This window comes from Desemzia incerta (assembly GCF_900115825.1).
GTDB classification, from domain to species: domain Bacteria; phylum Bacillota; class Bacilli; order Lactobacillales; family Carnobacteriaceae; genus Desemzia; species Desemzia incerta.
Genome location: NZ_FOXW01000005.1, coordinates 83,984 through 98,331 on the forward strand (window position 1 = coordinate 83,984; position 14,348 = coordinate 98,331).

Annotated in this window: 13 protein-coding genes; all 13 read left to right on the forward strand. The window is 37.5% G+C overall.

All coding sequences use genetic code 11. From position 1 onward, the window contains the following. Positions 1–100 precede the first annotated feature (100 nt). A protein-coding gene (gene prfB / locus BM137_RS07530; protein ID WP_143084247.1) for a peptide chain release factor 2 occupies positions 101–1,208 on the forward strand; the annotation gives its coding sequence in 2 pieces (ribosomal slippage) (positions 101–172 and positions 174–1,208; 1,107 coding nt in all). Positions 1,209–1,643: 435 nt separating this feature from the next. Then, positions 1,644–2,330, forward strand: coding sequence for a cell division ATP-binding protein FtsE (gene ftsE / locus BM137_RS07535; RefSeq protein WP_092480552.1), 687 nt, complete (start codon positions 1,644–1,646; stop codon positions 2,328–2,330). Further along, positions 2,320–3,207 (forward strand): permease-like cell division protein FtsX, encoded by an 888-nt coding sequence (gene ftsX, locus BM137_RS07540; protein WP_092480553.1) that lies wholly within the window; start codon positions 2,320–2,322, stop codon positions 3,205–3,207. The genes ftsE and ftsX overlap by 11 nt, the downstream gene beginning before the upstream one ends. A 78-nt stretch (positions 3,208–3,285) precedes the next feature. Further along, a complete protein-coding gene (locus tag BM137_RS07545; protein ID WP_092480554.1) occupies positions 3,286–4,482 on the forward strand; it encodes a C40 family peptidase in 1,197 nt (398 codons plus the stop codon). A 279-nt stretch (positions 4,483–4,761) separates the two neighbouring features. Next, positions 4,762–5,937 (forward strand): hypothetical protein, encoded by a 1,176-nt coding sequence (locus BM137_RS07550; RefSeq protein ID WP_092480555.1) that lies wholly within the window; start codon positions 4,762–4,764, stop codon positions 5,935–5,937. Positions 5,938–5,971: 34 nt separating this feature from the next. Beyond that, positions 5,972–6,697 carry a response regulator transcription factor gene (locus BM137_RS07555; protein ID WP_092480556.1) on the forward strand — a complete coding sequence of 242 codons (726 nt, stop codon included), beginning with the start codon at positions 5,972–5,974 and terminating at the stop codon, positions 6,695–6,697. Next, positions 6,694–8,469 carry a two-component system histidine kinase PnpS gene (gene pnpS, locus BM137_RS07560; RefSeq protein WP_092480557.1) on the forward strand — a complete coding sequence of 592 codons (1,776 nt, stop codon included), beginning with the start codon at positions 6,694–6,696 and terminating at the stop codon, positions 8,467–8,469. Before BM137_RS07555 ends, pnpS begins: the two co-directional genes overlap by 4 nt. A 337-nt stretch (positions 8,470–8,806) precedes the next feature. After that, positions 8,807–9,721: a substrate-binding domain-containing protein gene (locus BM137_RS07565; protein ID WP_092480687.1), complete on the forward strand. Its 915-nt coding sequence runs from the start codon at positions 8,807–8,809 to the stop codon at positions 9,719–9,721. A 194-nt stretch (positions 9,722–9,915) separates the two neighbouring features. Beyond that, positions 9,916–10,779 (forward strand): phosphate ABC transporter permease subunit PstC, encoded by an 864-nt coding sequence (gene pstC / locus BM137_RS07570; protein WP_092480558.1) that lies wholly within the window; start codon positions 9,916–9,918, stop codon positions 10,777–10,779. Next, positions 10,776–11,591, forward strand: a complete 816-nt coding sequence (pstA, locus tag BM137_RS07575; RefSeq protein ID WP_092480559.1) for a phosphate ABC transporter permease PstA — start codon at positions 10,776–10,778, stop codon at positions 11,589–11,591. The genes pstC and pstA overlap by 4 nt, the downstream gene beginning before the upstream one ends. Then, complete coding sequence (gene pstB, locus BM137_RS07580; RefSeq protein WP_092480560.1) at positions 11,591–12,343, forward strand: phosphate ABC transporter ATP-binding protein PstB; 753 nt, start codon at positions 11,591–11,593, stop codon at positions 12,341–12,343. Before pstA ends, pstB begins: the two co-directional genes overlap by 1 nt. A gap of 117 nt (positions 12,344–12,460) precedes the next feature. After that, on the forward strand, positions 12,461–13,132 hold the full coding sequence (gene phoU, locus BM137_RS07585; protein ID WP_092480561.1) for a phosphate signaling complex protein PhoU: 672 nt from the start codon (positions 12,461–12,463) through the stop codon (positions 13,130–13,132). Between the two features lie 296 nt (positions 13,133–13,428). Continuing rightward, positions 13,429–14,304 carry a phosphate ABC transporter substrate-binding protein PstS family protein gene (locus BM137_RS07590; protein ID WP_177192531.1) on the forward strand — a complete coding sequence of 292 codons (876 nt, stop codon included), beginning with the start codon at positions 13,429–13,431 and terminating at the stop codon, positions 14,302–14,304. Positions 14,305–14,348 lie beyond the last annotated feature (44 nt).

The following is a 14,348-nucleotide window of genomic DNA, read 5'->3' on the forward strand; positions in this document are numbered from 1 at the left end:
AGTCGTTAAGTAACAATAGACTATATTGAATAGTTAGACTTGAGGGGTTAGACAAAGAGATTTGGCTAAGCCCTCAGTCCATTTTTTAGGAGGAAAAATAATGGAACAAAGTGAAGTAAGAAATTTTTTAGAAGCAGTCGAAAAGAAGCTAGTCAACTTTAGGGGGTCTCTTTGACTTAGAAGGTATGGAGAGAGACATTGCTGAATACAATGAAATTATGTCTGAACCAGGTTTTTGGGAAAATACTGAAAAAGCGCAAGAAACGATCAATAAGGCGAACACGATCAAAGAAAAATACAATCAATTCAAAGCACTAGAGACAAAAAAAGAAGATTTGGAAATCATGTTGGAAATGCTGAGCGAGGAACACGATGAAGCGTTGGAAAAAGAACTGAGCGATACAGCTATCCAATATGAGAAAGAACTTGATGAGTTTGAACTTCAAATGTTGTTAAGTGACCCTTACGATAAAAACAATGCCCTTTTAGAAATCCATCCTGGAGCAGGAGGGACGGAATCACAAGACTGGGGAAGCATGTTGTATCGTATGTACACAAGATGGTCTGAAAAAAGAGGGTTTAAAGTAGAAATCGTGGATTATCAAGATGGCGATGAAGCTGGAATCAAAAGTGTGACTCTTTTAATCAAAGGGCATAATGCTTACGGCTATTTGAAAGCTGAAAAAGGCGTGCATCGATTAGTCCGTATTTCTCCTTTCGATTCTGCAGGCAGAAGACATACTTCGTTTGCATCCGTCGATGTAGTGCCGGAAATCAATGAAGATATTGACATTGAAATCAATTCTGATGACTTGAAAGTAGATACTTATCGCGCAAGCGGTGCTGGTGGACAACACATCAACAAAACAGACTCTGCTGTTCGAATCACTCATATTCCTACAGGCGTTGTTACAGCAAGTCAGGCTCAACGTTCTCAGTTGAAAAACAGAGAGCAAGCCATGAGTATGTTGAAAGCAAAACTGTACCAAATGCAAGTAGAAGAAAAAGAAAAAGAAATGGCTGCTATTCGAGGCGAACAAAAAGAAATTGGATGGGGCTCACAAATCCGTTCTTATGTTTTCCACCCTTATTCTATGGTTAAAGATCATCGTACAAACTATGAAACGGGGAACGTAAATGGAGTAATGGATGGAGATCTTGATCCTTTCATTCATGCTTATTTAAGCAATAGTCTAAAAAGCGACTAATCAAAAGCCTTGATTTAGGCGGCTTAAATCTTCGTTTAAAAACTGAATAGTGTGTTTAAAAATTTGCTCTTATAAAAGTGTCGAACTTCTGTCATATTTAGTCAATGGCAGAAGTTCTTTTTTTGTCATCTTTGTAATATTCAAAGGGATAAGTAAATAGATAATGAAACAGAATTAGGCGCTAAAGTTGGAGCAAAAGGGTTTAATCGTTAGTATAACAACAAAAGAGAACGTTTATTTAAAAAGTATCAATAATAGTAAAGGTCTTTCTGCAGCGTAATATCATGAAATATATTGAAATGTTTTTGTAAAGAGATTAAAACAGACATTAATGTCGTGAGTGATATAATGGGTTTTGTGCAAAGGGAAGTCTTTGCCTTTTTTATTCTGTTAACACCAGATAAAAAAATCTAAATTTAGATAGGTGATAAAACAATGATAGAGATGCTCAACGTTTCGAAAAAGTATCCTAATGGGATTACTGCCGTGAACGATTTAACTATTCGTATTGAGCAAGGTGAATTTGTTTATGTAGTCGGGCCAAGTGGTGCTGGAAAATCAACCTTTATTAAGATGATGTATAGAGAAGAATTACCTACAAAAGGAACTATCAAAGTAGGAGACTTCGATTTAGTGAAAATGAAGAATAAAGACATCCCTTATTTAAGAAGACATGTAGGAGTCGTTTTTCAAGATTTCAAATTGTTGCCAAAGCTTACTGTATATGAAAATATTGCTTACGCGATGGAAGTCGTTGAAAAAAATCCAAAAATAATCAAAAAACGTGTCTTAGAAGTTCTTGATTTAGTCAATTTAAAACACAAAGTCAAAATGTTCCCAAATGAATTATCCGGTGGTGAGCAGCAACGTATCGCTATTGCAAGAGCTATTGCCAATATGCCGCGTGTGTTGATCTGTGATGAGCCGACTGGTAACTTAGACCCTGAAACATCATGGGAAATCATGAATATTCTAGAAGAAATTTCTAATCGAGGAACAACTATTATTATGGCAACACACAACAGCCAAATTGTTAACCAAGTAAGACATAGAGTTCTTGCTATCGACAATGGCCGTATTGTCCGGGATCAACAGGAAGGAGAATATGGTTATGAAGCTTAGAACTATGGGAAGACACTTTAAAGAGGCTTTTAAAAGCTTAGTCCGAAACGGATGGATGTCAGTGGCAGCAGTCAGTGCTGTAGCTGTAACATTGCTTTTAGTAGGGAGCTTCGTTGCTTTATTGATGAACGTGAACAAATTAGCATCTGACGTAGAGAACGATGTAAGTGTTCGTGTTTACATCGATTTAGCTGCAAATGAAGAACAACAAACACAATTAGGTGAAGAGCTGGAAAAACTAGAAGCCGTTGAAACGGTCGAATATTCTAGCCGTGAAGATGAATTACAACAAGTTGTAGGAACGTATGGAGCAGAATTTGATTTATTCGAAGGCGACGATAACCCATTACATGATGTATATATCGTCAACACAACCACTCCTCAACAGACAAGTGCTGTTGCTAAACAAGCAGAAGAACTAGAATTTGTTTCTCAAGCCAACTATGGTGGAGCAGAAGCAGACAAGTTATTCAAAACGATGGAGAATGTGCGTAACGTCGGTGGGATAGTGATTATAGCGTTATTGTTAACGGCTGTATTCTTGATTTCGAATACGATTCGAATCACCATTTTCTCTAGACGTACCGAAATTGAAATCATGAAATTAGTAGGAGCAACAAACTGGTTCATTCGTTGGCCATTTGTTATCGAAGGAGCTTTGATCGGTCTTGTGGGAGCAATCATCCCAACAGCTATCATCAGCGGAGTTTATATTTACGGTTATGAAGTGATTTCAAATTACTTTGTGGGAACATACTTCTCATTATTACCTGTAAATCCATTCCTGTTCCAATTAGGTGCTGTCTTATTAGCAGTCGGATTTGTTATCGGATCAATCGGTTCTATCTTATCCATCAGAAAATTCTTACGTGTATAAAAACAAACAAGCATCTCAGCAAGTCAAATGTATTGAACAGTAGTCAAAAACTTATCGTAGACATTAGGGGGAAACATCGTGAACAAGAAATTAGTCCATTTTGCATTATTAGCTATGTTAGGAGTTTCAACAGCAATCTCGCCAATTACAGCTTATGCATCAGTTGATTCAGATATTGAAAGCACAACGAACAAATTAACAGAATTGCAAAAAGAAGAGCAATCTGCTCAAGCTTCTTTAGTGGAAATCGCTGAAACTATTAAAGACAATGAAGTTAAAGCTGAATCTTTAGTAGCTGAAATGACAGCAACGCAAAACCAATTGGAAGAACTGAAAACTAAAATTGCTGATTTAACTGAAGCAATTGAAGATCGCGAAGAAAAGCTGGCTATGCAAGCTCGTTCAGTTCAGACAAAAGGGAATACTGGAAACTTTGTAGAATTCTTACTAGAAGCTGACAACGTAGCAGATGCCTTAGCGCGTATGGATGTTGTAAGCAACTTGGTAAAAGCAAACAAAGATTTAGTTACTGCTCAAAATCAAGACAAAGAAGCAATAGCGAAAGCAGAAAAAACAACTGAAGAAAAACTTCAAGAACAAAATCTATTGGCTGCAGAGTTAGAGTCTGCTAAAGCTGATCTTGAAGCTAAAAAGCTTGAAAAAGAAGTAGTTGTAGCAACAATTGCAGCTGAAAAAACAGATGTACAAGAGCAAAAAGAATATTATTTGTCATTAAAAGAAGCTGCTGAAACAGAAGTAGCTACATTAACTTCTATTGATGCAGAAATTGCTTCTGCTGTAGAAAACGCTGGAGAAGAAACAGTTGTTGCATCAACTGAAAAAGCTTCTTCAGAAGCTTCTGCTAAACCAAAAGCTGAACAACCAACAAAAGTGACGACTGCTCCTGCAGGCGGAGTATGGGCAACTGTACAAAATGCTGCTTATGCAGTGTCAGGAACACCTTACTTGTATGGTGGTAATACAACTTCTGGTTTTGACTGTTCAGGTTTTACAACTTATGTATTCAAGAAAGCTGGTATCACTCTTCCTCGTACAGCGAGCGGACAATACGGAGCTTCTACAAAAGTTTCTCAATCTCAAGCACAACCTGGAGATTTAGTATTCTTTAGTCAATCTGGCGGAATTGATCACGTAGGTATTTATTTAGGAAACAATAAATTTATTGGTTCACAAAGTTCAACTGGAGTAGCAGTTGCTGAAATCAGTCAATCATACTGGGGCAAATACCTAGTAGGATTCGGACGCGTAAACTAATTATCGTTTCTAGAAAGAAACACCCCCTAATTAGTCAACGATGATAAGTAAAAGACTTCACTCTTTCTATTTAAGAAAGAGTGAAGTCTTTTTTTTTTATAAATAGTAAAATATATTTACACTGCCTTATGGTATAGTAGAAGTAAGAGACGCATGAAAATACTTAGTCTGTAAAAGCAACTGTAAATTTTTTGTAAATTGTATTGTCTTTGTAAAAATTAAGATTATCGTATGTTTGTTTGATAGAATAGATATTAGAGCTGGGGGAGAAGCAGAAATATGATCACAAATTTACTTAGTGCACTGTTATTATTTTTTATTCAACCTACTTTTTTAGTGGGAATTATTGTAGCAATACTATTGTCTGTACGCAGAAAGAAGCAAGAGCGAAAACTTTTTCGTGTGGCCATCAATAAAGACAGCCATGAAATAAAGGATTATTTTTTGAAAGGGCTCTTAGCTGGTTTGATTTCATCTATTCTTGTGGTGGCAGCAGGGATCCCGATTACGATTGAAGCAGTGATCATCTATCAACTACTCGTGTTACTAGCCTTCATTATTGGAGGGCACTTTATATATCCAATATTTACCATACCTTTGACTGCTTTTATTCTATGGGGAGCTAATAAAATCGGATTATGGGAGCAGTTGCCAAATCCTGCCAAAAACTGGTATGAAGGTTTTGCCCAGAATGAGTGGATAAATAGTTCATTGATTCAAAATCTATTGATCATAACGTTGATCCTACTATTTCTGACAGTTGTTCAATTGATGAAACAAAAAGAAAAAAACTATTCGCCAAAAATGATAGAAACTAAAAGAGGGAAAAAAATTGCAGCATACCAGTTGACGCCATTTTGGGTTATTCCGTTAGTGTTGATTATTCCGGGTGAGGCATTTACGAATTTGTTTGAATGGTGGCCTGTTTTTTCTATCGGCGAGTCAAGCTATTCTTTCTTGATTTTACCAATACTAAGCGGGTTCAAATACACTGTGCGATCTCATGTGCCAAGAGAAGCTACTGTTAAGTTAGCTAAAGATTTATTGGCCGTTGCAATCTTTAGTGCACTCTGTCTTGCAGGAGCTTATTGGATACCGCTGTTAACGTATATTGGAACAGCGATTGTATTTTTAGGCGGTATAGCAGTATACATTCGTCATACCTTAAGAGAAAAAAATGGGCGTCAATTGTATGCACCCGCTAATGAAGGCTTAAAAGTAATCGGCATAAGACCTGATACCCCTGCTGAAAAAATGGAATTGCAAATCGGGGAAACTGTTGTGATGTGTAATGAAATGCCTATAGAAACGGAAGAGGACTTTCATGAGGCTCTTTCTAAAAACAGTGTTTACTGCCGGTTAAAAGTGAAAGATATTAAAGGCGAACCGCGTTTGACAGAAACAGCGTTATATGCGGACGATCCTCATGGTTTAGGGATTGTATTTTTACCTTGACAAATAAAAAGAAAAAGATTAACGGAGGCATAAGATGAAAAAAGTACTCATTGTAGATGATGAACCTTCAATTATCACTTTGCTAGCTTTTAATTTGGAAAAAGAAGGGTATTCAGTTAAAACCGCTTCGGATGGGTTAGAAGGATATGAATTAGCGGCTACGAACCAATATGATTTTATTATTTTAGACTTAATGCTTCCTTCTATGGATGGAATGGATATTTGTAAAAAATTGCGTCAAGAAAAAGTAAATACACCTATCCTGATGTTGACAGCTAAAGACGATGAGTTGGAAAAAATTATTGGGCTTGAATTAGGTGCTGATGATTATATGACAAAGCCTTTCAGTCCTCGTGAAGTATTGGCAAGAATGAAAGCTATTATGCGTCGAATCGGCGAACCAACGGATACTGCCGAAAGTGATCACGCAAATGAAGCAGCAGATGAAGAAGAAAAAGTACAAGTAGGAGAAATCGTCATTTACCCTCATCAGTACGAAGTTTTAGTTCGTGGTGATTCGATTGAATTGACTCCTAAAGAGTTTGAGCTGTTGTTGTATATGACGAAAAGACTAAATCGTATATTGAGCAGAGAGCAGTTGCTGAATGCGATATGGAACTTTGATTACGCGGGGGAAACGCGTATTGTTGACGTCCATATTAGTCACTTGAGAGAAAAAATTGAAGTAGATACCAAGAATCCTGAATACATCAGAACCGTACGAGGTTTTGGATACAAATTTGAGGCGCCTAAAGTATGAAGCAACTCCATTTAAGAATTCTCAGTACCTTTGTGATTATCTTTGTTTTATTCAGCTTGGTATTTGGGTTCTTTTTGAACAATTTATTAAGTGAACACTCAAGAGACAGGCAAAGGGATGCATTGATTGAACAAGCGCGTTTAATGAGTTTCTTTTTGTCAGAAAACATGGAGGCTGATGCAAATACTTCAGAAATCATGGAGCAGGTAAATAACTTATCCATTCAATTAGACGAACGGATAACCATCATTGGAGTGGATGGAGAGGTTGCATTCGATTCTGAGACCAATGCTGAAGAACTTGAAAACCATGCTTACAGAGAAGAAGTAAAAGCCGTTCTAAACGGGGAAGCGTATGGTATAGGATCGAGAGTAAGCAGCAGTACGGGCGTAGAAGAGTATTATGTAGCTATACCATTACTTGATCCGTCTGGAGAAATGAGCGGTGTTCTACGCTTATCTCAGCCCGTCGATACGATTACGCAATTGTATAAAGAAATCAATCAATCACTGATCATTTTTATTTTGATCGCTGTTTTGGTAGCTTCCTTTATTACCTATTTAACGACTAAACGTATTGTGCGACCGATAGAAGAAGTAATGGATGTCACGAAAGAATTGTCCGAAAAGCACTATAATGCTCGCTATTCCGGACAAGGATTCGGTGAGATTTCTAAATTAGGCTCAACAGTCAATGAGTTAGCGGAAAGCTTAGAAAATCAAATGCTGCAAATCAAACAAAATGATGAACGATTGTATGAGCTGATCAATCACTTGGTCATTGGAGTAATGTTGTTGGATAATCAACGCAATATCCAAATGGTCAACCCTGCAATGAGTCGGATTTTAGGAGAAGATACCTCTCAGTTGTTAGGAAGTTCTTATGTGGAAGCTATTAAGAGTTATGGGCTAAGTCATATCATTGAACGAGCCTATAGAAGAAAAAAAGCTCAAAACAATGAAATTTACTTCTACTATCCGGAAGACAAGATTGTAGATGCCAATATTGTACCGATCAACGGAAAAAACCCTGGTGAATTAAACGTTATCGTCTTACTTTACGATATTACTGAAATCAGGAGATTAGAGAAAGTCCGAACGGATTTCGTTGCAAATGCTTCTCATGAATTGAGAACGCCTGTAACTGCTTTAAAAGGTTTTGCAGAAACGTTATTGGATGGAGCCAAAGAAGATAAAGAAATACTGGAACAATTTTTAGAAATCATGTTAAAAGAAAGCATTCGATTAGATTCTATTGTAAATGACATTTTGGAGTTGTCTCGAGTGGAACAAAAACAAGTTCCATTGAAATCAGAAGATGTGAGAGTGAAAGATGCAGTAGAATCAACATTCAAATTAGTAAGGCAAAAAGCTGAAAGCAAACATATGGAGCTCATCGTTATAGAAGAAGACGAGATGACGATTCAAACGGATCTTAACCGATTGAAACAAGTTCTGGCTAATTTGATCAATAATGCGATCGTCTACACGCAAGAAAATGGTAAAGTCACAGTCAAGATTTATAGAGAACATGAATTTGCAGTTATTGAAGTAAAAGATAATGGGATTGGTATTCCTGAGGACGAGCAAGACCGGATCTTCGAGCGTTTCTACCGAGTGGATAAAGCAAGAAGCCGCAACTCAGGTGGAACAGGGTTAGGATTGTCTATTGTAAAATATTTAGTCGAAAATTTACACGGGACGATTTCAGTATCCAGCAAATTAGGGTTGGGAACAACTTTTACTGTGAAATTGCCTTCACAGTTAATTTAAAGAATGAAAAATGTATCAACAACATCTTTTTACCTATAGGTAGTTATTCCTATAGGTGAAAGGGTGTTTTTTTGTTTATGAGCGAATAGTTGACTGTAAAGGACAAGTTGGAGGATAAAAGTATACAGACATCATCTGGAAGAAATGACGATAGCAATGTCTTGTTTAATATTTTAGGACGTTCATATACTAAGCATTTACCTTAAATTAATAAAATTTACATAGCTTAGACGAAAGATTACATAAAGTCGATTAAAAATTAATATTCAGAGTTTAACATAGGGTTTGTGGACGAGCGGATGTGGTCCAAAAAAACCAAACAAAAGGATGGGGAAAAATGGATTTCAAAAAAATATCTAAGTACATGTTAACAACTGGAGCAGCATTATTATTAGCGGCTTGTGGCGGCGGAGAATCAGGAGCTGAGAATCAAGACGGAGAAACAGCAAGTGGAGGCAGTTTTGATACATCGCAAACAATCAACGTCATCACTCGTGAAGACGGTTCAGGTACAAGAGGCGCATTTACAGAAATCACCGGTGTTTTAGTAGAAGATGGAGAGACTGAGTCAGACAACACTTATGCTGGAGCGACTATTCAAAACAGTACTAACGGGGTAATGACCACTGTATCAGGCGACCCTACATCTATTGGGTATATTTCATTGGGTTCTCTTAATGACACTGTAAAAGCATTGAATATTGGTGGAATCGAACCATCTACTGAAACTGTTCAAGATGGATCCTATGAAATTGCGCGACCATTCAATATTGCATATAAAGATGAATTGAGTGAAGTAGCTCAAGACTTCTGGACATTTGTCATGAGTGCTGAGGGACAAGAATTGGTTGTTGGAGAAGGATATGTGGAAGCTGTAACAGATGCGCCTGCATACGAAGCAGCTGAAGGACTTTCTGGAAATGTCAGTGTGGTAGGATCTACTTCTGTAACACCGGTCATGGAAGTACTTGCTGAAGAATACTCGAACTTGAATCCAGATGTAACAATCGACATCACTTCAAATGGGTCATCTGCTGGTATGACAGCTGCAATGGATGGATCAGCTGATATTGGTATGGCTTCTCGTGAATTGAAGGAAGAAGAATTAGCTGAACTAACCTCTGAGCCGCTTGCAATCGATGGAATCGTAGTAATCGTTCATCCAGACAACACAGTTGAAGATTTGACTATGGAGCAAGTAAGACAGATTTATACAGGAGAAGTGACAACTTGGGCAGATGTCGCTGAATAATTGAAACATCGCATAACAAACAGCACATAATTTTACAGTCAATGCTACAAGCCCGCCTTAGCAATGTGAAGCGGGCTTGTAATTAGTTATACGGGGTAAAATAAATCAGGTAAAATTTTACAATTATCCATAAGTATAGTTGGTGAAACTATGTTTATGAATGATTTACTCTATTACACAAAGGAGAAAATCTTATGAAAGCAAAAAAAGTAGAAGGATTTATGCAAGGTGTGTTTTTAATTTCTGCCTTGCTGTCGGTCTTGTCTATTATTCTTATTATCATTTTTATGTTTGCGGGCGGCGTCCCTTTTATGTTGGAATACGGAATAGCAGACTTTTTGTTTGGAGATCGCTGGTCACCTTCTAATACACCGGCATCATTTGGTATTTTGCCGATGATCTTAGGATCTATCTTTGTCACTCTTGGAGCCATTGTCATAGGAGTTCCGATTGGGATATTGACAGCAGTTTTTATGGCGGAGTTTTGCCCGCCAAAATTGCACAGATGGTTAAAACCAGCAGTGAATTTGATGGCAGCTATCCCTTCAATTGTCTATGGCTTTTTCGCTTTACAATTGATCGTTCCCATTATGAGGAATTTTTCTGGAGGAACGGGAATGAATATGCTGACAGCTATGATTTTATTAGGCGTCATGATTTTACCAACGGTTATCGGTCTTTCGGAATCCAGCTTGCGTTCAGTACCTAGATCGTATTACACCGGAAGCATGGCACTAGGTGCGACGCATGAGCGTACTGTTATGAAAGTCATCATGCCGGCTGCAAAATCGGGGATTATTTCTTCTATTATATTAGGAGTAGGACGAGCAATAGGAGAGACGATGGCGGTCGTTTTGATTGCTGGAAACCAACCGATCATTCCTCAAAGCATCACTAGTGGAGTACGTACCTTGACAACTAATATTGTCTTAGAAATGGCCTATGCTGCAGGTGAGCATAGAGAAGCTTTGATTGCTACAGGTGTCGTACTTTTCGTGTTTATTTTGATCATAAACGGTGTGTTTATGTTCATCAAACGAAAGGAGTCTAGAGCATGAGCAGTAAACTGATCAGAGGGCTTGTTTATTTGTCAGCAGCATTAACCTTTACTTCATTAGTGTTCATTTTGCTGTACATTTTCGCAAATGGGCTTCCTCACTTGAATTCGGATATTCTTTCGTGGAACTTTACAACGGATAACCAATCATTGATTCCATCACTGATTACGACATTTATTGTATTAGGGTTGACGTTATTGATTGCAACTCCTATTGGCGTGTTTACAGGTTTTTATCTAGTAGAATATGCTAAAAAAGGAAATAAAGTCGTGGGAATCATAAGAATGGCGACAGATACGTTAGCTGCTATTCCTTCTATTGTTTATGGATTATTCGGAATGCTGTTCTTTGTTACTTTTTTAGGGTTCCAATACAGTGTAGCAGCAGGGGTTCTGACTTCCGTGATCATGGTTTTACCATTGATTATTCGGTCGACAGAAGAAGCCTTGATGGCGGTTAACGATTCGCTGCGTGAAGCTAGTTTTGGTTTAGGAGCAGGAAAATTAAGAACGATATTTAAAGTCGTTTTGCCAGTTGCTATGCCTGGGATACTCTCAGGAGTGATTTTAGCAAGCGGCAGAATCATCGGAGAGACTGCTGCTTTGATGTACACATTAGGAACTTCTTCTAATTTGCCTAGTGGGCTGTTCTCATCAGGAAGAACATTAGCTTTACACATGTACGTTTTATCTAATGAAGGAATACATGTCAATCAATCTTTTGCTACAGGTGTAGTGTTGATCATATTTGTGCTGGTAGTCAACGGACTATCGACATTTCTTAGCAATAAGCTCGCAAAGGGGACGAAATAATGAGTAAAATCAGTATAAAAGATATGGATCTATGGTATGGAGATTTTCAAGCGTTGCACGGAGTAAGTCTGGAGATTCCAAAAAACCAAATTACAGCATTTATTGGACCGTCAGGATGCGGAAAATCGACATTGATCAAGAGTTTGAATCGAATGAACGATTTAGTAGAAGGTTGTCGTATAGAAGGCGACATTATGCTGGATGGAAAAGATATTTACAAAAGTACTATGAATGTAAACTCATTGCGTAAAAATGTTGGCATGGTGTTTCAACAACCCAATCCTTTTCCAATGAGCATTTACAATAATATTGCGTATGGTCCAAGGACACATGGGATTACGGATAAAAAACAACTAGATGAAATTGTAGAAAAAAGCTTACGCGGAGCAGCGATATGGGAAGAAGTTAAAGACGACTTGAATAAAAACGCATTGTCTATTTCTGGTGGTCAGCAACAACGAATTTGTATTGCAAGAGCGTTAGCTGTTCAACCAGAAGTCCTTTTAATGGATGAACCTACAAGTGCTTTGGACCCGATTTCGACAGCTAAAATTGAAGAATTGGTCACAGAGCTGAAAGAGAAGTATACTATAGTTATGGTTACCCATAATATGCAGCAAGCTTCTCGTGTTTCTGACCAGACGGCATTCTTTTTTAATGGTCGAATCATTGAGTCTGGAGACACTAGAGACATGTTTACCAATCCCACAAAAAAACAAACGGAAGATTACATTTCTGGTCGCTTTGGGTAAGCGATAAAAATGAGCGAACGGTATACGGTAGAAAGTCTCATTTAAAAATGTGGGCAATAATGGTAAAATGGAGTTTAAGGAATTAAGAGAAAATATGAAACAGAAAGAGGTTCTTCAATGAGACAAAATTTTGAAGAGGAATTAAATGATTTACATGTGCATTTTTCAGAAATGGGAATGATGGTTAGTGAGGCAGTTTATAAATCTGTAAAAGCTTTTATCAATCACGACAAAGAATTAGCTCATAATGTGATCGAAAACGATGTGGCGATCAATAACCGGGAAGCAGAGTTGGAAAAAAAATGTTTTGAATTGATCGCTTTACAACAACCAGTAACCAGCGATCTAAGAAAAATCATTACAGTTATGAAGGCTTGTGCTGATTTAGAACGTATGGGAGATCATGCGGTAAGTATCTCTAAATCAACGATTCGAGTAAAAGGCAATAAACGCGATCCAAAAATAGAAGCGGAAATCGCAGACCTTTCTGAAATCGTTAAGAAGAGAGTAGAAGAAGTGTTGGAAGCTTACCTGCAGTATGATGTAACTAAAGCTAGAGAGATCGCACTAAAGGATAATCAAATTGATGAGGCTGCACATTCAATCACAGAAAAAGCAATTGAAGATATGAAACGCAGTTCTGACTTGGTCATTGGGGCTGCCGACTATATTTTAGTGGCATCTTACCTGGAAAGAATCGGAGATTATGTAACAAATATATGCGAATGGATCGTTTACCATGAAACAGGTAAAGTAGTGGAGTTGAATACTAAAAATAAGGATATCTAAGAATTCTATGAAAAAGAAGTGTTAGTTATCTAAATATTGGCAAAAAGTACCAAATTTTTCACTATTTAAATGAATCGTTATAAGGCAAAACGAAAAACGTTGAAACTAATAGAGTTTCAACGTTTTTTTGTCGAACAGATACCAGATGAAAAGGTTTACAGTTAATCGTCTTTACATAAAATTTACAATAATGCTGTATAAGATTTACAAAGTATCGGTATTATGGTTTTGAGTTAAATTTATGTATAATATTTACATAGTCAGTTTGTAAATAACTGTCATCTCATAGGAGGTACATGATGAAATTTAAAAAGTTCCGAGCACTTTTAGTGGTCATGGCTAGTTTAGTATTAACAGCCTGTGGTGAAGTAGTGGATGAAGAGTCTATAACAGCAGTTGGTTCATCAGCTTTACAACCTTTAGTAGAAGCAGCCGGAGAACAATACAGTGCAGAAAATTTAGGGAAATTTATTAATGTTCAAGGTGGAGGAAGCGGTACTGGTTTAAGCCAAATTGCTGCTGGAGCAGTAGATATAGGAAACTCCGATATTTTTGCCGAGGAAAGTGATGGAATCGATGCGTCTAAATTAGTCGATCACCGCGTCGCGGTAGTTGGAATCACACCGATCGTTACACCCGGTACTGGAGTGACAAACGTTACTCTTGAAGAATTACAAGGTATTTTTACTGGTGAAATCACCAATTGGAAAGAATTGGGCGGTAAAGATCTGCCGATTACAGTGTTGAACCGTTCTTCAGGAAGTGGGACAAGAGCTACTTTTGAAAAATGGGTCCTTGAAGAAGGAATGAAAAGTGTCGTATCACAAGAACAAGAATCCAGTGGAACAGTTCGTCAAATCGTTGCAAATACGCCTGGAACAATCAGTTATGTAGCATTTTCATATGTCAATGATGATGTAGAAACATTGTCTATTAATGGTATCGAGCCTACTAATGAGAATGTAAACAGCAATGATTGGATCATTTGGTCTTATGAACATATGTATACGAATGGAGAACCTACTGGATTGACAAAAGATTTTATGGATTACATGTTATCTGACGAAATCCAAGACAACTTAATAGGAGCTTTAGGATATATTCCAATCAAAAATATGGAAGTTGAAAGAGATGCAGAAGGCAATACGTCTCCTGTGGAAAATCCAGAATAGAAGATTTATAAAGCTGTAAGTTTATGAAAGAGACGACTGTCTAT

Coding starts and splice junctions, on each gene's coding strand:
- pnpS (WP_092480557.1), top strand. CDS start 6,694: ATGAAGCAACTCCATTTAAGAATTCTCAGTACCTTTGTGATTATCTTT.
- ftsX (WP_092480553.1), top strand. CDS start 2,320: ATGAAGCTTAGAACTATGGGAAGACACTTTAAAGAGGCTTTTAAAAGC.
- BM137_RS07565 (WP_092480687.1), top strand. CDS start 8,807: ATGGATTTCAAAAAAATATCTAAGTACATGTTAACAACTGGAGCAGCA.
- pstB (WP_092480560.1), top strand. CDS start 11,591: ATGAGTAAAATCAGTATAAAAGATATGGATCTATGGTATGGAGATTTT.
- BM137_RS07555 (WP_092480556.1), top strand. CDS start 5,972: ATGAAAAAAGTACTCATTGTAGATGATGAACCTTCAATTATCACTTTG.
- pstC (WP_092480558.1), top strand. CDS start 9,916: ATGAAAGCAAAAAAAGTAGAAGGATTTATGCAAGGTGTGTTTTTAATT.
- phoU (WP_092480561.1), top strand. CDS start 12,461: ATGAGACAAAATTTTGAAGAGGAATTAAATGATTTACATGTGCATTTT.
- ftsE (WP_092480552.1), top strand. CDS start 1,644: ATGATAGAGATGCTCAACGTTTCGAAAAAGTATCCTAATGGGATTACT.
- BM137_RS07590 (WP_177192531.1), top strand. CDS start 13,429: ATGATGAAATTTAAAAAGTTCCGAGCACTTTTAGTGGTCATGGCTAGT.
- BM137_RS07550 (WP_092480555.1), top strand. CDS start 4,762: ATGATCACAAATTTACTTAGTGCACTGTTATTATTTTTTATTCAACCT.
- pstA (WP_092480559.1), top strand. CDS start 10,776: ATGAGCAGTAAACTGATCAGAGGGCTTGTTTATTTGTCAGCAGCATTA.